This window comes from Shewanella litoralis (assembly GCF_009828585.1).
Taxonomy (GTDB): Bacteria; Pseudomonadota; Gammaproteobacteria; order Enterobacterales; family Shewanellaceae; genus Shewanella; species Shewanella litoralis.
The window spans coordinates 120,990-141,990 of record NZ_WSRZ01000007.1 but is presented as its reverse complement, the minus strand read 5'-3'; the positions used below and the strand labels follow the sequence as shown (position 1 = coordinate 141,990).

Sequence of the window (21,001 nt, the reverse complement as noted above, 5' to 3'; positions counted from 1 at the left end):
AATACAATTAACATTTGTGGTCTTATTGGCACTATTTAGCCATCAACCGCATGCTATAAAACGGCCCTAAAGATTTTAAAAGAATAACGCATAAAAATAGGTGGGTTAACGTGATATCTGTATATTTGGTTGACGATCATGAACTCGTGAGAACGGGGATCCGTCGCATTCTTGAAGACGAACGCGGTATTAAAGTTGTCGGTGAAGCGCCCGACGGTGAAACCGCTGTTCAGTGGTCGAGGCAGAATGAAGCTGATGTTATTTTGATGGACATGAACATGCCAGGTATGGGCGGCTTAGAAGCAACGCGTAAAATTTTGCGCTATCAGCCTGAAGCTCGAATTATTGTATTAACAGTACAAACTGAAGATCCGTTTCCCACTAAGGTGATGCAAGCGGGAGCGTCGGGTTACTTAACCAAAGGTTCAACTTCGCCAGAGGTTCTTAAAGCCATTACTCAAGTGGCTCGCGGCCAACGTTATTTGTCGCCAGAAATCGCCCAACAAATGGCGCTCAGCCAGTTTAATCACTCTGATGAAAATCCATTTAGCAGTTTGTCTGAGCGCGAACTACAAATAATGTTAATGATTACCAACGGCGAAAAGGTCAATGATATTTCTGAAAAGCTAAACTTAAGCCCTAAAACGGTTAACAGTTATCGCTATCGCTTATTTGCTAAATTAGGCATTGGTGGTGATGTTGAGTTGACCCGTTTAGCGATTCGTTACAAAATGCTCGACACAGGTTCATTTTAGTTGGGAATATCCCGCGTAACGCATTAAGTAGCTTTAATCATGCCTAGTGGTTTTAATGCCAAATCTTTCTTAAAAACGGTTACCAGCGCACCAGGCGTATATCGAATGTACGATATACGCCAACAAGTGATTTATGTTGGTAAAGCCAAAGACCTTAAAAAACGCCTCAGCTCTTACTTTCGCAGCAATATTCCCAGTGTAAAAACGCAAGCATTAGTGTCGCATATTGATCATATCGATGTGACGGTGACGCATAGCGAAACCGATGCATTGTTGCTCGAAAACGATTACATCAAACAGTACATGCCCAAATACAATGTGCTGCTGCGTGATGATAAGTCCTATCCGTATATTTTACTGAGCGGCCATAAACACCCAAGACTTGCCTATCATCGTGGCCCTAAGCGCGAAAAAGGCCACTATTTTGGACCTTATCCTAATGGCGGCGCAGTACGCGAAAGTTTGCACTTAATGCAAAAGCTGTTTCCTATTCGCCAATGTGATGATTTGTACTATAAGTCACGCTCACGGCCATGCTTACAATACCAGCTCGATCGTTGCAGTGCCCCTTGTGTCGGTATTGTGAGCGATGATGAATACAGCGAACAAGTTAAATTGGCTGGATTGTTTTTACGTGGTAAAGACAAACAGGTGATTAGCCAGCTGGTGGCTAAAATGGAAACCGCAGCGGTTGGCATGGAATATGAACAAGCGGCGCAATATCGCGATCAAATTACAGCATTAAGGCGTGTTGCTGAGCAGCAAGAAGTGTCCAACCACAAAGGTGACATGGATGTGATAGGGGTGGATTACGCCTCTGGGATTGCCTGCTTTCATTTGTTGTTTATTCGCGATGGTAAAATCTTTGGTAGCCGCAGTTATTATCCCTCGGTACCTGCTGAAACCGACATTGAAGAGGTGTTATCCTCATTCCTGGCTCAGTTTTATCTAAATGCTGATATTCAGCGAACCATCCCCAAAGAAGTTATCTTAAGCCATTCGTTTGATGGAATAAAAGAGCTTGAGGCATCGATTGAGCATGCCTTAGATAAAAAGTTTGAGCTTAAAACTCAGGTGCGTGGTGACAGGGCTAATTTTTTACGCTTAGCAATGACAAACGCCAGTAATGCCGTTGCGACGCGGTTATCGCACAAAAATACCGTTGAGCAGCGTTTCCAACTTTTAGAAGAAGCTTTAGAGCTTAACGAACCAATAAAACGCATGGAATGTTTTGATATTAGCCACACCATGGGTGAGAGTACGGTTGCATCTTGCGTGGTGTTTAACCGCGAAGGGCCACACAAAGCGGACTATCGGCGCTACAACATTACCGGTATTACTGGCGGCGATGACTATGCCGCAATGGAACAAGCCATTAGCCGACGTTTTGATAAAATAGACAACAATGGCAAAGTGCCAGACCTTTTATTTATTGACGGTGGTATTGGCCAGTTGCGCGTGGCGCAAACGATTGTCGATGAAAAGTGCGTTAAGATTGATAAACCACCACTGTTAATCTGTGTCACTAAAGGTGAGGGGCGCAAAGCAGGGTTAGAAACCTTTACAGTGGGCGGCAGCGAACAAACCTTTGAGATCCCAAGCGACTCACCCGCATTTCACCTTATTTTGCATATTCGTGACGAGTCACATCGTTTTGCGATTACCGGACATCGAAACAAACGTCAAAAAACGCGTAACACTTCAACACTCGAATCTATTCCTGGCGTTGGCCCTAAAAGACGTAAAGCCTTGCTGCAACATCTTGGCGGAATACAAGAAGTCAAAGGTGCAAGCGTGGCAGAATTAATAAAAGTACCCGGAATTAGCCTAGAAATGGCACAAACAATTCACGATGCATTGCGAGGGGGCTAAAATTAAGGCAAGATTGGCGCTGCTTCTGACAAATTGGTCTTTTTATGCCGTTTAATGTACCTATCGCACTGACTTTATTTCGTATTGCTCTGCTGCCTGTATTTATAGTGATTTTTTATCTCCCCTATACATGGGCGCCTTTTGTCGCCGCATTTATTTTTTGGCTCGCAGCGCTAACGGATTGGTTAGACGGCTACGCGGCGCGCAAACTAGGTCAATTAACTCGTTTCGGTGCTTTTTTAGATCCGGTTGCCGATAAAGTCATGGTGTCAACTGCACTGGTTTTACTGGTTCAACAAAATGACAATATGTACTTAACCTTAGCGTCGTTGTTTATGATTGGCCGTGAGATTGTCATTTCAGCATTACGTGAATGGATGGCAGAAATAGGTAAACGTGGCGTAGTCGCCGTGTCCTGGATAGGTAAATATAAAACGGCAGCGCAGATGGCGGCAATTGTTGGCCTGATTTGGAAGCCCACACCGTTACTCACTGACTTAGCTTTTGCATTGTTTTATGTTGCAGCGGCATTAACGTTTTGGTCGATGATGAGTTATATTTCAGCAGCTTGGAAAGATTTAACCGCTGAATAGTGTAATAATAGTTCAATAAGTTTATTTAGTGCGCAAACAGTCAAAATTGCTTAAATCAATAATTGACACACGAGGTTAATTCGGTAGAATGCCTCCCCGTAGACAAGTGATGAGTCAGCAGCAAGCCTTAGGGTGATATGTTAATCATGGTTGTTTACGAGATTGAAAATGCAACATTAGCTCAGTTGAATAGGTTGAAAGACGATACCTTATTGGCAGTGATAATATGCATTATAAAAGTTTTGTAAGCGACATTAGCTCAGTTGGTAGAGCGATACCTTGCCAAGGTATAGGTCATCGGTTCGAACCCGATATGTCGCTCCAATTTCTTATCTTATCCGATGGATTTGAAGTTGGTAAGTATGGCGCGATGGCAGAATGGCTATGCTGCGGATTGCAAATCCGTCGATCTCGGTTCGACTCCGGGTCGCGCCTCCACAAATTGCTTTTAATGGTTACAATGAGTAACGGTTAAAACACACTTTGCCCGAGTGGTGGAATCGGTAGACACAAGGGATTTAAAATCCCTCGCTGAATAAGCGTGCCGGTTCAAGTCCGGCCTCGGGTACCATTATTTATAGTAAGAAATTGCATACGTAAGTATGGTGTAAAAAAGCCTCGACATCAGTCGGGGCTTTTTTACGTCTGTAATTTGAGTTTGATTGTTAAGGATTAAAATCAAAAGCAAAATCCCTCGCGCTCTGGTTGAACATCAGGCGTGCGAGCGCAAGTCCGGCCTCGGGTACCATCCTCTACATACGTAAGTATGGTGTAAAAAAGCCTCGACATCAGTCGGGGCTTTTTTACGTCTGCAATTTGAGTTTGATTGTTAAGGATTAAAAGCAAAAGCAAAATCCCTCGCGCTCTGGTTGAACATCAGGCGTGCCATTCTTTGCTATCAAGAGTAGTCCTGCCTCGGGTACCATCCTTTACATATACATACCAGAATCTAGATGCTAGAGCGGACTTTGTCCTGCTAGGTCGCTACGCGGCTATAAGAGCGGGTAATTCGAATAGTCGCTAAGTTCTTTGGCTTAACCCCTAGCATAATGAAACTATTTATATGGCCAGCGGCCACTAACGTTGTGTTGTTTCGCCAACACCCGATTAAGGTAGTAAATTGATTTAATTGTCTTCCCGGCTCAAAAGCATTGCCGGGACGACGTGAAAGGTGCTAACAAATTTTGGTCCACCCAAAACGCGTTGGTTTAGCTTTAAAATGTCCAAATTCAACTCTGAACTTGAGGACGGAATGGCAGGGATGAGCCAAAAGAGGATTGCTGTTAATCCCCTTTTGGCAAGTGCAGGGTGGAACCATGCGAACTTAAGCGTTTGCGGCCATTAGCCATAAGTCAAAAATACAAACACCTGAATGCCGGGGCGACGCGAAGCTAGCTAACAGGTTATAGACATCGACGTTATTGATGGGGTTGTGTCACCAAAGCTAACAGTTGTGGTAAAAACTCATTGTCTAATTGGGCTATTTCAGCTTGCTCAGTCAACACGTCATGCAATATTTGCTCGTTGGTAAGCGGGTTAGCTAATACCACTCTAAATACCGTAGTGTGCTGCCTGAAATATTTGGCTGGTTTAATACGGGTACGCGAAACAAATGACTTACCTTGTTCACGTTGATGCTTTTGAATAAATTGGGTTAAGCCATCGAGAAGCTCATTTATTTGACGAACTAAGGGCTCGTTATCATTTGCTACTGCATCGTTAAGTAACTGCTGTACTGTACTGGGAATATATCGATAAGTGAGTAAACATAACTCAGGTTTGGTCACTAATTCAAACTTTGGGTGTTGCTCAATAATCGATGCAAAATAACGGGCTTTTTCTAAGCTGTTATTAATTAAAATCTCATAACCGTCGCGGCCAATAATTTGCAGGCAAGCATGTACTAGCATCGCCATACCTGGGCGAGAGCCCTCTAGTGTTTGGCTACCTAAATCCTTAGAGCCCACACGTAAGATATATTCCGCATGATGCACAATGGCTTGTGCAAGCTCAGGATCTTTAAATATCACCATGCCAGCCCCCATTGGTACATACATCTGTTTATGAGCATCAATGGTGACCGAGTCAGCAAGTTCTATGCCTTTGAGTAAATGGCGGTATTTGTTAGATAACAGGCTTGCGCCGCCCCATGCTGCGTCAACGTGGAAGTGGCATTGTAACTCTGCAGCCAGTTCTGCCAGCTCTGTTAACGGGTCAACATTACCGGTTTCGGTTGTGCCAGCAACGCCAACAATGGCCATCACCTTAATATTTTGCGCCGCAAGAGTGTTAGCGGCTTGGCGCATAGCCTCGACATCGACTTTATTATTTTCATCGGTTGCGATGCTGATAATATTGTCGCGGCCTATGCCCAGTAAATCCGCGGTTTTGCCTAAAGAGTAATGTCCACGCTCGGACACTAAAATGGCTAAATCATCAAAGCCATAAAATCGCAGCGCTTTTGGCATGCCTTCGCGGGTGATGCCTTTAAAGTCACCTTGCGGTTTGAGTAATCGGTTACGAGCAATCCATAATGCAGTGATGTTAGCGACTGTACCGCCAGAACAAAATGCACCTAAGGAATGATTGGCGCTGTGCATCCATTGATCATAAAAGTTACCGGGCTGTTGATACACTAAGTGATGCATCATGCCTAACACCTGACGCTCTAGCGGGGTAAAAGCTTTTGATGTTTCAATTTTAACTAAGTTTTGATTAAGCCCAACCATCATTTTAGATAACGGCAACACAAAATAAGGTAGGGCTGAGGTCATGTGACCAATAAAACTTGGTGCTGCCGTATGGACTGAATGGGCCACCAAATTTTGCATAATTTCGTCAGCGTAGTCAGACACAAAAGTGGGGTCTACTGGAATTTGATGGGCATTAAAGTCAGTTTCGATTTCTGATAACGGTTTTTCTAATGCGGCAATGCTATTGCCTAAAAATCCGGCTAAGTCTTGAGATAACCTCTGTTCAATAATGCTTAACGTCGAGGTGGCGTCTTCTGGTGCGGTAAAGATACGCAATAAACTGTCTGCAGAAGCCTGAGCTTGACGGGTGATTTTTGAGGTCATTGTGCTTGCCGTTGTGGTGAAAACTGCATCCTATAGACGATGACAAATGCGTTAAAATACGCGCTATGTCTGTAGGACGAAAAGAGGGTGCTAACTTTACTGTAAGCCTTGCTTAGCTTCAAGTATTTATACTACAGGTCACTTATTAATACAGATTGGTACTAACCTATTGTAAGTCAATTCTACGTAGTTAGCAGGGCAAAGGACTGTTTAAAATGCGTTTATTATTTCGATCTTAGGTTACATCGTAAAAAGCGCCTAACACTATTGAGTATAAGGCGCGGATTGTGGCTCACTTTACACTTAGTTTTGCTTGAATGAGAGCGACCATACCGCGGCAATATTCTGCGCCGTATTGGTTAAGTTTACCTGAGCATCAGACAAGACTTGTTCTAACGATTGCACCGCAGGAATAATAGGGAAAATGGCTGTCATTCCTTGTTGAATAATCGCATCAGCGTTATCACCTAAGCAGCCGGCGATACCAATGGTGGGTACATTGTATCTTTTAGCTACATTGAGCACACCCATTGGGGTTTTGCCATAGACAGTTTGACCATCAATTCGCCCTTCGCCTGTGATAACTAAATCGGCATCCTGGCAATGTTTTGCGAGCTCAACCGTTTCTGTCACGATGTCGACGCCAGGCTTTAAGGTTGCAGCGAGTAATGCCATAACCCCAAAGCCCATACCGCCAGCAGCACCGGCACCCGCTTGATGTTCACAGCCTAATTTGATGTGCGGTGATTGTTGACGGTTAATAACGTTGGCAAAGTGAGCCAATGCCTGGTCGAGTTGTTCTATCATGGCAGGACTTGCGCCTTTTTGTGGACCAAAAATGGCACTTGCTCCACGAGGTCCGCAAAGTGGATTGTCTACATCACAGGCGACTTCTATTGTGCAATCACTGATATTTGGATGCAGTGACTGAATATCTATACTGTGTAATGTCGCAAGTGCAGCACCACCCAATTTAATATTGTTCCCCGTAATATCGGTGAGTTTGGCGCCAAGCGCTTGCATCATGCCTGCGCCAGCATCATTGGTCGCGCTGCCACCTAGGCCTAAAATGATGTGTCTGATCCCCTGGTTAAGTGCATCGGCGATTAATTCGCCGACACCAAAACTGGTGGTCAATAGTGGGTTTCGTTGTGTTGGTGGCACTAAATGAAGGCCTGATGCTGCCGCCATCTCAATGACGGCAGTATGCTGACCGTTTGCATCAGGTTGCCCAAGGATGCCATAAAATGCCTTTACCGGCGTGCCTAATGGGCCGGTAACGAGACGTTCTATTATATGTCCACCGGTTGCATCTACCATAGCTTGCACTGTGCCTTCGCCACCATCAGCCATGGGGACTTTACAATAGTGTGCATCGGGGAAAATATGTTTAAACCCTTGCTCAATGGCGTTTGCTACTTCAAGTGCACTAAGGCTTTCTTTAAACGAGTCTGGTGCAATTACGATTTTCATATATGGCCCTGATAATTTACAGTAAAAATAAACTGAGGAGGTACACAGTAATCATGGCGGTGACACCTTGGATTAATGTTGCTGCAGTTTGTGCGCGATAAGCTTGCTTAACACTCATGCGGCTAAATTGGGTGACAACCCAAAAGAAGCTGTCATTAGCATGTGATACTGTCATTGCGCCAGCACCAATTGCCATCACTGTTAGTACGCGGCCCATTTCAGAATCAAGACCGATATCACCCAATAATGGCGCGACCAATGCTGAAGTGGCCACTAAAGCTACCGTTGATGAACCTTGTGCTGACTTTAATGCACTGGCGACGATAAATGGCATAAATATCCCGACGCCTAATGCCGATAAACTGCTGCCAAGGAATGCGCCAATTTCTGTTGCTTTTAACACCGCGCCAAATGCGCCACCGGCTCCCGTGATCAGCAAAATAGGCGCAGCAACCACCAAGCCCTGGCTTATGCGCTCACTGAACTCGGCAATTTTTTTATCGCTTTTTAAAAGTGATAAAGACAGCAGCAAACCAATCATTAAGGCATTAACCGGTTGCCCTAAAAACACTAATAGTGAAAATATGCCTTCTTCGCCAAGTGGTTTAGACGGGAAGCTGGCAATCGAGCCTAAACAAATCAGTGCAATAGGCACAAAAATCGGTGCAAATGCTTTAGCTGGGCTCGGTAATTTACCGTAAGCATTTTTAAGGTCATCGAGTTGATCAAGTTGTTGAGTTAGCTCTTCTGCACCTTCACCATCAGGTTCTTCGTTTTTAAAGCGATTAGCCCAAAGCATGCCTGCAAATGCAGCAATAGCAGCCACAAAGACACCGACAGCAATGACTAAGCCTAATTGTGACTCTAGGCCTAGGTTACCTGCTGCGGCAATTGGCCCTGGTGTTGGCGGTACAAATGTATGGGTAGCATAAAGCCCCGTCGCTAACGCAACACTCATTGCCACGTTAGACACCTTCATACGGTGAGCCATTGATTGCTTTAGCGAGTTTAAAATCACGAAGCCTGAGTCGCAAAAAACCGGGATTGACACCAGGTAGCCGATGATCGACATGGTTAAGGTTGGAAAACGTTGTCCAAAAAGCTTAATGACCACTTCTGCCATGGTAATGGCCGCGCCACTTTTTTCTAAAATAGTGCCAATGATTGTCCCCAAGACAATCACCAAACCAATGTAACCAAGAATGCCACCAAAACCGTTAGTGATGGTTTTGGCAATTTCTTGGCTTGGCAGGCCGTAAGCAAAAGCGGCAATAAAGGAGGCTAAGATTAGGGTTAAGAACGGATGTAGTTTAAATTTGGAGGTGGCAACCACGATAAACGCGATCACGCCGAGTAAGATCAATATTAAGCCCATAGGTTACTCATTATTATTGTTTGAGGGTAAAAACACTCAACAATAGTAAATCATTAACCCTAAATTGCTTTGTTCATTTGCATCAACTGGGTGGATATTTTGTGTTGTTTATTGTGTAAATGCACAATTTGTTGTGTTGGTTAATTTATTCCGGCTGGTGGATAAGTTGCCCGAGGTACAAACTGAGTAAACCATTGAAATTATGCAAATCAATATTGGTCACGTTTTGAATTTTATCAAGTCGATAACGCAGGGTATTTCTATGGATAAACAAGCTGTTGGCACACGCTTGTAAGTCGCCCATGTGCTGTAAATATGCCGCTAAGGTCTTTTGTAATTGTTGATTATTGTCAGCTTCAATCAACTTTTGATAAGGCGCTGCAAGTGCATTACCTCGCCAGTGATGACGCAAGCCCGAAAGTAATACCGGTAAACTGTAGTCTTGATACAGATATTTGCTTTTTTCTGGGTGATATTTTTTGCCAATGTCGAGGGTTTCTTGGGCTGTACGGTAAGAGTATGTAATGCCTAAATCACCACTAAAATAATGGCCTAATGCGATGTGTAAACGCAATTGCATGTTTGCTGGCAGGCGTTTGAGTAATTTATCGATGCGCTGGCTTTCAAGTTCGGGGTCAAATTGCTTGCCGTCTAGAAATGCCGGTTTAAGGATCACTAATTGAGTGAGCGATGTCATTGCGATTAAATTGTCACGCATGGGGTGTTGCAGCAAGTACATCACTTGTTTGAGTGCTTGATTGTCTTGCTGAAAAGCCGCGTTATGGCTGTCGAGTTCAATGATGGCTGCAACTCGTGGCATCGACAAATCAATTCCTAATTGCAATGCCCACTGTTTTAGTGACGGCAGTTCTGTTTCGCTAGCAAGAATAAGCTGTGAAATAAACTCTTCTTTTTGGCGATTTTGCCACTGTAGCTGTTCTTGCAAGTTAGCTTGCTCGACAATCATTTCAGCGGTCATTTTAAGCAATTCGCCATAATGGCTTAAAGTGTCAGGCTCGCCAGTGATGCCAATTGCGCCAACAACTTGCCCCTGGTAGTGCAGGGGAAGGTTTAACCCTGGTTTTACGCCTTGTAAATTCGCGGCAATGGTGTGATTTATTTCGACGTTACGGTTTTGGCTAATGGCAAGTAAAGCCCCTTCATGAATGGTGCCGATACGGTGCTTTTCACCTGAACCGAGAATGACAGCTTGTGCGTTCATGACATTGATATTGTGGCCAATAATTTTCATTGTGCGGTCGACAATTTTACCCGCAATATCTGTATCAATTTGAAGCATGATCCCCTCGAACTTCCATCGTGTGTGGCAATAAGATCATGATAACTTATGTGTGTTGATAGTGGCAGTCAATGTTAAAAAAATGCATTTGAGGAGGGAGATGCAGGGTAAATAACAATAAAATGTGGGCAACATCCTTTTGCCCAAATTTCAATCACAAGGTATTCACCTTGTTAATATAATGTTAAATATGGTTATATTGCAAGTTTTTTGTCCACAATATAAAAATGCCAACATAAAGATGTTGGCATTTAATCGTTAACACTATCGTTTATAAGTGTTTATAAGTGTTTATAAGCTATAGCGCATACTCAGCATAATCATATGTGCAGTGTAATCATGGTCGACATTGCCAAAGCTGACTACGTTCCAGATGGTGTCTGGATTGAGGTCGTTGGCGTCGTCGTTATCAAGGTATTTTTCCATTTTGTAGTCAACACGAATGCTCATGTTGTCTGTGGCTTGATATTGGCCGTAGAGGTTGATGTTATGCACTTTGGCAAAGTAGTCACCATAATCGCCCGTGATGCCTTGTCTGACCTGGGTGGTGCTGTCTGAATCTGAGTAAGCATAATCTAAGCCTAGTTTTAGTCGACTGTCCATTAAGTTGCTGTAACTCATGCCAGCACCGACATAATCAATGGTGTCTTCGATGTCAGCTTGCCAGTTGGCGACGCTAAAATTTGAACTGCCTGATTGTTCAGATTCAATGATTTGATGATTGTAAAATGCATTTAGCGATAGATCTGCGTTGACCATGTAATGCAGATTAATATCGTAATAAGTGTCTGTTGATTTGGTGAGACCAATGTCGGTCTCAGAGTAATCGTCTAATGCATAGCGCGCACCAAAATCGACGGTTAAATCTGTTAAAGGCGTATGGCTGAAACGTGCTTCTATTTGACTGCGGTCACGATCGGCAAGATAGTAACGACGTAATAGTGCATTTTGCTCTGATGACGATGACATCGATGCGTTGTATTGTGAACCGTCACGCTGGCTCACGCTGCCTTTTAACCACATATTCCACATGTCAAAGCTGTTAACATTGACCCGCGCCCATAAGGTGTCTTCATCGGTGGTTTCACGGTCTTGATAGCTACGTTCTTCGCGTTTAAAGTCATAACCGCCATCAAGCTTTATACCGTGGGTAATACGATAGTCACTTGCTAATTTGGCGCGGTGAGTGGTGAGATCATACGGTGTGTTGTACGCAGCTTCTCCGGTGACATTGTTGATGCTGATTTGGGTCCATTGTTCGATTTGGGTTTTATTATCTCGGTCGTTGTAGTCATAACTGCCATTGACTCGCCAAGCGCGGTTCAGTCGTGTTACTGCCTTTAAGGTCGCGCCTGTGATGTCCACTTTTGCATCAATACTGTTTGCGGGGAGTGGGTATCCGTAGCCGATAGTCGTGAGTGTTTGATCTTGCGTCATTTGCCCAATCAGTAAGCGACCACTTAGGTTTGTCATGGCCATATTATATTGACCTAATAAAGACACTGTGTGGGCTTCGTTATCAGGGTCTAGTGCAATATAGCCCGTCGTTTGTGCGCCAAACGTTGGATTAAATGCGCTGTCAAAACCGAGTTGATTATTGTCATTTTTAAACACTGAGCCAGTGTAATTTACGCTGGTAAACCAATTGTCCCCGCGAAGCTTAATCCCTGCATTGAGGATATCGGTGGTGTAATCGACAGGCTCTGCCAACATCATAGACTGGTTATAAAAACTGCCTGATGTGGTTTTTGTACCGGTTTTCTCTTCACGTTGAAAATTCACATAAGTGGTAAACAACGACTCTGTCTGGTATTCAAACCCAAGCCCTGCACGGTCACGCGTTAATGATAGTTCTACAGGATTTAAGCTACTGTAGAGCATTGGCATGTCAGGGCTTGAGCCTGCTGTGATCCAATTGTCTGGCAGTGTTAGGTAATCGCTGCCAATATTTTGATATGGGCTTAACGCACTGTTTGATTGGTAGTGGGCAAAAGAGCGATAGTTAACATTGATGTTATATACGCTTTGTTTACCGACATCGATATCGATACGGCCGTTATCCATGCCGAGATTGTGAGCCTCAACATTTGCTTGATAACCCGTTTCGCCTTTATAGCGAATTTCAGCGTCTACTTTGCCTGCTACTTGGTTACTGCTATTGAATGCATTGGCAGATTGAATATCATCTTCACCGTTATAGGCTATGCCTGCCCCAACGTAACCTGTTGTGCCAGTTTCAACCACGCAACCTTTACATTGCCAGGCATCGAATTTAACGCTGTCTGTTTTTGCGTTCGCTAAGCCATAACCTTGTGCAAATAAGCCAAAGCTACAGCTTGATAATAACGCTAAGGTGATGATGTTTAATTTTGTATTCATGTTGTTATCTCCTTAGCGCTGCAATAACTTGCCCGATGGATGGTTTGATCCATGGACTTGACTATGACAGTTTAAGCAGCTTCGTCCGCCAGTAAATGCATTGCCAGTGACTGTTGAACCCATATCTGTATTGCCAAGGTAGGCACTACTGGTGTGGCCGTCGCCTGAGTGACATTGCTGGCATAATTGTGGAGCACGCGTTTTAAGCATTGCATCATTAACCGACCCGTGAGGGTTATGGCAATTTGCGCAATTTTCTGTCACGGGTGCATGCTCCCACAGCTTTGGGCCGCGCTTCTCAGCATGGCAGCTATAGCAAGTTTCGTTGACTGTAGGTTGCACCAAATCGGCATCACTTAAGCTGCCATGGGCATTATGACAATCGCTACAGGTCATTTGATTCCATTTCATTGGATGACTGGTACGTTTGTTCATGTCGGCTTTTTGTTTAGTGTGACAGCTGGTACAAACATCCATTTCGGTTTGCTTTGATAATACAGGGTCGTGCGCGGCATGAACGCTGTGACAAGAAGCGCAGGCTACATCAGCATTTGCATGATGGCTGCTTTCCCATGTCATGCGTTTGTCGTCATTGTGACAACTCATACAAACGCTGTTTTGCTTATCGGTTGCGAGACTTGAGTCAGGACCAAAGGTAATCATCGGCTCTTTGCCGCCACGATTGTGGGTGCCCAATGGGCCGTGGCATGCTTCGCATTGTAGGCCTGCCATTGGGCTTTTTGATGAATCAATTGCACCATGGACACCTTTAAAGAGGTCCATGACTTTTTCTGATTTTTTATGACACATTAAACATGAGTCTGCGCCTTTAGGGGAGTATTTTCCTTCGGCGAACTTTTTATCGAGTGTGGCTTCAACTTCAGCCGGTGTCATGGTGGCATCCCACTTTGCTGCGTGTACTTGATTTGACAAAAATACGGTTGATGCCGTCAAGCAGAGTAGGGCGAGTAGTAGGGTATTAATTTGGTTTGTGGTCTTCATAAGTAGACTTCCTAATTTGTCCATTGTGATGATCAACAGTCTGATAATGTATGTCACAGCTTGAGAGAGAAGCCTGGCTTCTCTCTCAATGAACAGATTACAGTTTTACTTGAGTGTGATTTTCAATGCTAGGTGCGTGGCAGTAGAAACAGGTTTCTAACTGCGCAGCATCGTTTGCTTCTTGGTAGCTACCGTTGACAATAGCGCCCTGGCTGGTGGCATGTTGCGAGATTTCATCAAAGCCATGACAAGATGCACATGTTGCTGTGATAGGTGTGGTGTATAAGCCCGCTGAAGTGGCTAGGGCGCCTTTCACTTTAAATGCATCTAGGTTGAAGTCGTCGTGACATTGAGTACAGTCTTTAATAATGCCTTGCTCACCATGCACACTGTGAAGTTTCATTTCAAGTGCGCCTTGGTTTGCGCCAGAAGCATAGGTTCCATCTGGTGTATGACAGGTGACACAGCCATCTACGCCCACAGTCATTTCACCGTTTAGCTCGCGGCCTAGTTGTTCGCTCATTACAAAACCTGCATGGTGACCTTTATGCAGTTCAAAGGTTTCTCCGTGGCAGCTTTCACAAGAAGCAAAATTAACTGAGTCGATATGACGGTAACTAGGGGCATTACCTGAGTAGGTTGCATGGGCCAGTTCCGCTTTCATGCTGGTGGTGGCGACGCCATCGGCACAGTCGATTGCTTGGCTACCATCATTACACATTTCTAGGCCAATAAAGCTAAAGGCTGTGTCGGTATCACCACTACCAAAAGGTAGCGATGCGATGCTGTAAACTAGCTTGCCATCGGCAATGGTTACATCAGTTTGCAGCAGACCCACTTTAACAAAGTCTTTACTCACTTTAGCAAGTCCACTGCCTGGGCTGGCGTTGTATCCCATGATTGGGAAGTTTGGCCCAACGTTAGTGATGGTTTCAAGACGTTGAATTTTGCTCACAAGTGAAGTGGCATCAATTGCTGCGCCAGCAGCGTCTAACATGGTTACTGATAACGTAGCTGACTTATCTTCCGCTGTGGATTTATTGGCGACTAATGTTGCGCTCATACCATATTGGTTGATAAAGGCTTTTTTCTCGCCAAAGGCAGAGGTATGCAAGGTTTCGGTCCAACTTGCATTATGACAAGCGATACAGTTTGAGTTATCAACTTGTTGTGGGTGGCCTTGACCTGTTTTAAAATCAATGTCGGTATGACAGCTGCTACACGCTTCCATGGTTGGAATGCGTGTCCAGTTGTTCCATTCGGTTAATTGTTCTGACTCAACATGGCACGTTGTACAGTTGTCTTGCACGATTGCGTGCGCAGCTTCTGCGCTTTTATCGAGATTACGTCCGTACATTTTTGCATTGTTATGAACGTTATGAATAAGGTGGCTAAAGTCGACTTGTACTTTGTCTCTTTCGATTGCCATTTCGTTAGTGTGACAACTTACACAGGTCGTTAAGTCGGTATAGCTGTGATAAATGCTTTCGCCTTTTACGTGACAAGTATTACAGGTGGCATCGCTAACAATATTTTTGGTGTATTTAGCACTATAGCCTTCACCGTCAAAGTCTTCTGTGATTTCAGCTCTGGGTGATGTTGAGACGCCATCAAGGAGTGTTGATGCACTTGATATGACATTGTAACGTTGCGTGAGCTCTGGATTAAACCCTTCAACATTCACGGTAAAAGTGTATTTGCCGTTGCCTAAATCGGTAAACGTTTTTTCCGAACCTATGTATTGCCATTGGGCTGAATTACCTGCACCGCTAGCACCGGCAGGAATTAACTGGACCACTTTTTTGACTTCTAATGCTGATAGTCCTGCGATAGGCAGATCATTTTCATTGGTTGCAAATACAGTGACTGTTGGTTTGTTGTCTTGGTAGGTCACATCGGTAATATCAAGGTTAAGCACTTGAATGGTTACCGCAGGCTCACCACCTGGATTGCCAGGGTTACCTGGTTCGCCGTCACTGCCGCCGCCACAACCTACCAGTGTCATTGATGCAGACATAGCAAGTAATAATGCAATTTTTGTGTGTGTTATATTCATCATCTTTTCCCTGCAAAAGTCATCCATCTAACTTACTGGCAGTATATTCTGCAATATCGAATTCAGTTAAGTTGATGTTGGAATAAGTTTTCCCAATACTAAGATTACTTTACAAACAACAAGACGTCTGTAAAGCGAACGCAATTGTGTGATGGTGATCAGGCTATTAATAAAGAGGTATATAAAATACAGGCTTAAAGCATATTAATTGTTCGTAATATAAAAAGACCCTAGGCAAAAGCTAGGGTCATTTAATGATTACAATAGATTATTGTGTGTTGGCGTTAAAAGCCGTGGCTTTCATTTATACGTGTTGGTGTGTGACAGGTAGAACACATTTCAGCTGAACGTGTGCGCACATCATCTTCACTCATGCCGTCCGTAATACCGCCATTGGTTTCAATGTGCGATACGGTGGCATCAGTAATGTATTTTTGGTGACAGCTCAAGCATGCGCCAGTGTCAGATGACACCCAAACATCAGCACCTGTTTCGGTATCAGCGTATCGCCATACTCTATCTTCTGCACGGCCTAGCGTTATACCGTCATTGGTGTGACATGTTTTACAGTCAGTCTTTAACACTGTACCTGATTCAACACCCGCATATTGAAGATAGTGACCTTCAGCACTGTGTGCTTTAAACGCAAAGCTGGTCGATTTTTTACCGCCGGGATAAGTCGCATCAGTTTTTAGCGTTTTATCCGAGGTATGACAAGTTTGGCAGTTGACGCCATTGTCATAGTGATACACTTCCTGATTGTGACAACCTTGGCAAGTTGTTGTATCAATGATGTTTCGACGCGATGCCGCAGTTTGGCTACTATTTACTGCATTTGTGGCCATGACAAAGTGATATGCACTGCTTTTTATTTCAACTTTTCTCACATCATCGGCAGAGCATGCGGTTAACTTCACTTCTGGGCGACCATAACCGCCATTGTTGTAACACGCGGTTACCGCTGACCAAAGCTCAAACGTTTTACCTACATAGTCAGTGGGTAGCGTGACGCTATTCCACACTAGGGTCCAACTATTGTCTGCGTTTGCAATACCTTCACTGAGTTTAATGCGTCTGTTGCTGTAACTGGCATCGTTGTAAGCCGGGTAATCTTTGTTGCTGTCCCATGCCATCACGATGCGACTGCCAGTGTCGATAAATTCAGCTGCAATCACATTTGCCGATGCATCAGTAAACTTAACGGTCGTACTAAATTTGCCTTCAGCAGTAACGGTAATATCGCTAAAGACGGCATTCATGGTTTGGGTTTCGTTATAGGCTTTCATCACATCGCCGTGAGCTTCTTTTGCACTACGGGCGTAACCTTCTTCGATATGACATGAAGTACATTGAGTACTTAAGCCAACATGATGTTCAGAGGCTGATTCTGTATGACAAGCAATACACGCAGTGTCGCTTTTATTGGCATTAAATAATGCGGCGTCTTGAGGGGCATTAGCGCCTTCAACGTGACATGCACTACAATCTGCAGCTGGTTTTTGTGGGTACATCACGTTGCCATAATCATGTACACCACCGCCATAACCAATAACTTTATAAGGCGCGGCTTCTTCCGTTGTTGCGGTATGTGTTACGCGGTCTTGGCCTTTATGGATAGCGTGGATCATGTAACCAAAATCGACACTGTTGCCGGTTTCTGGATCGCCAGATGTAGCCGTGTGGCATGATGCGCAGTTTTCAAGATCGATTCTGCGACCACCGTGTAATTCAAGACTATCTGGTTGGTGACAGGTATAACAGGCTTCAATTGACACCACATCTCGTGAGGCGATATCTTCGGTCAACCCAGTAGATGGCTGGAAGTCATAATGGGCATTTGCTGTAATGAGCGGTTGTTTAAGCTCTAAGGTAATACGCTGGGTATTATCTTGATTATAGGTAATCGTTAATGGTTCAGTAATTTGGCTAATATTGGTTTGGAATGTGTATTGATACGTTCCGTCTTGATTATCCACAAAGCAAGTCTCACAAGCCGAAGCGGCTTCTACTTCGGCTTGGTATTGAGCTGAAGGGGAGATATTGGTTTCACCATCGGGGATAGTGCTGGTATTCGGCTGTTTTAATACATTGATATAAGATTGCCATTGATAGCCGCGATCAACTTGTGTGTCGCCCACTATTTCAGTCACAGGCGTTAATTGTGCAATGCCAAAGCGAATATCGTGATCTTTTGTTAACCCAAGTACTGCAACGCCATTGCCATTTTTGAGGCTAAAAGTCACACTAACTTGACCATCAGTAACAGTCGCATCTGTCATTGTGGCTTTTAGTGTTGATGCGCTGTCTATACTGACACCGATAATGCCATCTGGGCCATCTTCACCATTAGCACCATCGCTGCCTCCACAGCCCGATAGTGCCAAGGCAATCAGCCCTGCACTTAGCACCGCTTTTGTTACGGGACGAACGGTAATTGTTTTCATCATCTATTCCCTGCATTTTTTAGTTATCGCGCAATTCACTAAGGGTTAACAGTGTGCGGATTTTATTCAATTTTCATATTAGCTAACCTTTGCGAGTTACTCATCGAAATAAGTGCAGAGTTGTGACTAAGATCTGACTATTACTTTGGGAGTAATGGCGATATACATTCAAAACATAAATTATGGGCATAACTTGAGGGGAATTCGATGAGTCTATCATTGAGCTGATAAACTTGATGGCAAATAACCATAACAGCCAAATAGTGTCATGGATTCAATTAAGCGTGTTGAGGCCACGGATATTAGTTGGGATTTGCATAAGTATTGTGCAACTAAGCAAGTGATTACACAGTTATCAGGATAAAGGCTTGATCATGCTAAAAGGTTAGGGGATAATCGCCTCGTTCTGAAGAACAAGCTTTGTTAATCAGAAGTCAATGGTGACCCTAGGGTCCCCCCGCAATGATAACTTGTGAACTCGGCCAGGCCCGGAAGGGAGCAACCGCAGCAAGCGACTCGTGTGCCGGGGTGTCGGCTCTAGGGGAGCCTCCAAATTTGTTCCCCACATCATTTTCACTAATTCATTTATCTTTGATTTTTTGCCTAAAAGGGCTGCAAATTACCTATACCCTCGAATAATTATCTCTAAATTTGCTGCGCCGCCGCCATTTCCGCTTCTTCTTTTAAGCGTTTTTGTAAGTTGGCTTTAAGAAATTGACGAGACTTTTCAAGCGCATCGTAAATCTCTGTTTTCATCATGTGCAATTCTTGATAATTTTCAAAAAAATACGTGTCGACCAAGTGGCGGATGTAACGCACGGGTAATTGGTTGAGCGTGACGCAGCATAAATCGGCTAGGTATTCTTCAGGCAGCTCTTCCATTAAGCCTTCATCTCTCAGTATTTCCATTAATAGAACTTCATAGTAGTTACGAATATCTAAGTGCATTATATGCTCCATTGAGATCAGTGTGTTGTCGACGTCTATGTCGAATGCTTTACGTGTAAGTTTTGCTACACGAGCTCGGTTGATGAGTCGCTTTTGCTTAACCATAACTCATTTGCTGCAACGAGTAATTGGCTATGCCTATGAGTTAACTCGGCTTCATTACGACTATAGCCTCCACCAATGACTGCTGCAAGGGGGATGTTGTGGCTTTTGGCTATTGATATCACTTGGGTATCTCTGGCTAAAATACCCTGACTAGAAATATTGAAGTAACCTAAATCGTCATCCTGATGAATATCTACTCCGGCATCATAAATAATAAGATCAGGTTGATGCAATCGAATAAGGTAGGGCAGGATTTGCTGAACATGTTCGAGGTATTCCTGGTCACTGCAGCCTTTGTTTAAATCAATATCATGATCTGAGTGTTGCTTGCGTGAGGGAAAATTTTGCGCGCAGTGGATTGAGCAGCTAATAATATCGGGATACCGCTGAGCTAATGTCGCGGTGCCGTCTCCTTGATGTACGTCGCAATCAAATATCAGTACTTTATCTGCTTTGCCACTATCGATGGTTAACTTTGCCGCTATGATTAAATCGTTAAAGACACAAAACCCGCTGCCAAAATCATGATGAGCATGATGATAGCCCCCGGTTAAATGCACTGCAAAACCATATTCTAATGCTAATTGGCTGCATAATACTGTGCCATTGACGGCATGTAAGGTGCGGGTGACAAGATAATCGCTCCAGGGAAATCCAATACGGCGTTGTGCTTTGTATTCGAGCAATCCGTTGAGGAATTGGTCAACATATTGCGGGCAATGCACAGTGTAAAGTGTTTCGATGTTGATGGGGGCAGGAATATGCTGTGCTGATTTATGCAGTAGTTGTTGCTCAAGTGCATATTCATATAACAACTGATATTTTGTCGTTGGAAATCGATGGGTGCGAGGTAACGCCAGCTGAGAATAGCTGGCGTGATACACAAAGGGGATGGCAGTTAACATTTAAAGTTGCTTAATGGCCCAACCCATAAATTCTTTACGTGTTTTTTCATCGGCTTGTAACCACCAGTATTGCAACATTTGCTCAGCTTGTGCAGGGGTTGTTGCTTTACCTGCAGGTACTTTGGTTGTGACTGAGGTTGCAACTACCTCTGGTGCCATATTGGTTGCAACAGCGATGTCTGGTTTAGCGGGGGCCTGGGTGACAATGGTGTCACCATCGCTCGTCGCGGAGGCGGATAAGCTTTCAAAATCTTGTTGTTTATTGGTTTTGAACAAGCTTGTGATAAACGACTCTTCAGTAAAATTTGTTTGCTCAACACTATAAGAAACAGAGCCGTTGTCTTGACGGCTCACTTCGACCTGTGGCGCTTTAGCAAAGGCTTTTGGCTTTTTGATGACATCACCATTAGCCGGTTTTAGACTGTATTGATAATCACCGTCTACCGTTAGTGTCACAATAAAGGGCGTTGATTTAACAAATGTTTGGCTGTCACTAAACGAGTCATCGATGACGTCGTGGTAACGAATGGCGATTTTATGAGTGCCATTGGTGAGTGTTAAATCTGATTGATGTTTAAACATACTCGTTTCAATGGCTTCTCCATCAAGAGCTAAATATTCAAAAGACATGGGAATAGTTAAATTAGCTGCAAATACTGATGATGAAGTTAAAAATGCTAACAGCGCACTAGTGGTGAATACAGATTTCATTGTTGC

The 21,001-nt window shown here is 44.0% G+C and carries 14 protein-coding genes, 3 tRNA genes and 1 other RNA gene; 7 read left to right on the top strand and 11 right to left on the bottom strand.

Annotated elements, in window-relative coordinates; genetic code table 11:
• Positions 1 to 110: 110 nt before the first annotated feature.
• The 6 genes from uvrY (at position 111) to GQA99_RS08090 (ending at position 3,791) form a co-directional block, all read left to right on the top strand.
• On the top strand, positions 111 to 755 hold the full coding sequence (gene uvrY / locus GQA99_RS08115; protein ID WP_160053391.1) for a UvrY/SirA/GacA family response regulator transcription factor: 645 nt from the start codon (positions 111 to 113) through the stop codon (positions 753 to 755).
• Between the two features lie 39 nt (positions 756 to 794).
• A complete protein-coding gene (gene uvrC, locus GQA99_RS08110) occupies positions 795 to 2,627 on the top strand; it encodes an excinuclease ABC subunit UvrC (protein WP_160053390.1) in 1,833 nt (610 codons plus the stop codon).
• Positions 2,628 to 2,671: 44 nt separating this feature from the next.
• Positions 2,672 to 3,220, top strand: coding sequence for a CDP-diacylglycerol--glycerol-3-phosphate 3-phosphatidyltransferase (gene pgsA / locus GQA99_RS08105; protein ID WP_160053389.1), 549 nt, complete (start codon positions 2,672 to 2,674; stop codon positions 3,218 to 3,220).
• 248 nt (positions 3,221 to 3,468) lie between these two features.
• Positions 3,469 to 3,544 (top strand) — tRNA-Gly (locus tag GQA99_RS08100).
• Positions 3,545 to 3,584: 40 nt separating this feature from the next.
• A tRNA-Cys gene (locus GQA99_RS08095) sits at positions 3,585 to 3,658 on the top strand.
• A gap of 47 nt (positions 3,659 to 3,705) precedes the next feature.
• A tRNA-Leu gene (locus GQA99_RS08090) sits at positions 3,706 to 3,791 on the top strand.
• An 847-nt stretch (positions 3,792 to 4,638) separates the two neighbouring features.
• On the opposite strand, the gene panP is transcribed toward GQA99_RS08090, so the two are convergent.
• The 8 genes from panP to GQA99_RS08050 all read right to left on the bottom strand — a co-directional run bounded on the left by panP (position 4,639) and on the right by GQA99_RS08050 (position 18,329).
• Positions 4,639 to 6,297 (bottom strand): pyridoxal-dependent aspartate 1-decarboxylase PanP, encoded by a 1,659-nt coding sequence (gene panP / locus GQA99_RS08085; RefSeq protein WP_160053388.1) that lies wholly within the window; start codon positions 6,295 to 6,297, stop codon positions 4,639 to 4,641.
• Between the two features lie 303 nt (positions 6,298 to 6,600).
• Positions 6,601 to 7,770 (bottom strand): glycerate kinase, encoded by a 1,170-nt coding sequence (locus GQA99_RS08080; RefSeq protein WP_160053387.1) that lies wholly within the window; start codon positions 7,768 to 7,770, stop codon positions 6,601 to 6,603.
• 16 nt (positions 7,771 to 7,786) lie between these two features.
• Positions 7,787 to 9,145, bottom strand: a complete 1,359-nt coding sequence (locus tag GQA99_RS08075) for a GntP family permease (protein WP_160053386.1) — start codon at positions 9,143 to 9,145, stop codon at positions 7,787 to 7,789.
• A gap of 145 nt (positions 9,146 to 9,290) precedes the next feature.
• Positions 9,291 to 10,445, bottom strand: a complete 1,155-nt coding sequence (locus GQA99_RS08070) for a sugar diacid recognition domain-containing protein (RefSeq protein WP_160053385.1) — start codon at positions 10,443 to 10,445, stop codon at positions 9,291 to 9,293.
• Positions 10,446 to 10,736: 291 nt separating this feature from the next.
• Entirely contained in the window at positions 10,737 to 12,824 is a 2,088-nt protein-coding gene (locus GQA99_RS08065; protein WP_160053384.1) for an MtrB/PioB family decaheme-associated outer membrane protein, read from the bottom strand.
• 12 nt (positions 12,825 to 12,836) lie between these two features.
• Entirely contained in the window at positions 12,837 to 13,826 is a 990-nt protein-coding gene (locus GQA99_RS08060; protein WP_160053383.1) for a DmsE family decaheme c-type cytochrome, read from the bottom strand.
• Between the two features lie 97 nt (positions 13,827 to 13,923).
• Positions 13,924 to 15,885, bottom strand: a complete 1,962-nt coding sequence (locus tag GQA99_RS08055; protein ID WP_160053382.1) for an OmcA/MtrC family decaheme c-type cytochrome — start codon at positions 15,883 to 15,885, stop codon at positions 13,924 to 13,926.
• Between the two features lie 281 nt (positions 15,886 to 16,166).
• Positions 16,167 to 18,329, bottom strand: coding sequence for an OmcA/MtrC family decaheme c-type cytochrome (locus tag GQA99_RS08050; protein WP_160053381.1), 2,163 nt, complete (start codon positions 18,327 to 18,329; stop codon positions 16,167 to 16,169).
• Positions 18,330 to 18,772: 443 nt separating this feature from the next.
• On the opposite strand from GQA99_RS08050, the gene ffs reads away from it, so the two are divergent.
• Positions 18,773 to 18,870: signal recognition particle sRNA small type (ffs, locus tag GQA99_RS08045), an RNA gene on the top strand.
• A 101-nt stretch (positions 18,871 to 18,971) separates the two neighbouring features.
• On the opposite strand, the gene GQA99_RS08040 is transcribed toward ffs, so the two are convergent.
• The 3 genes from GQA99_RS08040 to GQA99_RS08030 form a co-directional block, all read right to left on the bottom strand.
• Entirely contained in the window at positions 18,972 to 19,274 is a 303-nt protein-coding gene (locus tag GQA99_RS08040) for a late competence development ComFB family protein (protein WP_160053380.1), read from the bottom strand.
• A 65-nt stretch (positions 19,275 to 19,339) separates the two neighbouring features.
• Positions 19,340 to 20,284 carry a histone deacetylase family protein gene (locus GQA99_RS08035; RefSeq protein WP_160053379.1) on the bottom strand — a complete coding sequence of 315 codons (945 nt, stop codon included), beginning with the start codon at positions 20,282 to 20,284 and terminating at the stop codon, positions 19,340 to 19,342.
• Positions 20,285 to 20,995: a DUF2057 domain-containing protein gene (locus GQA99_RS08030; RefSeq protein ID WP_160053378.1), complete on the bottom strand. Its 711-nt coding sequence runs from the start codon at positions 20,993 to 20,995 to the stop codon at positions 20,285 to 20,287.
• Positions 20,996 to 21,001: the final 6 nt, after the last annotated feature.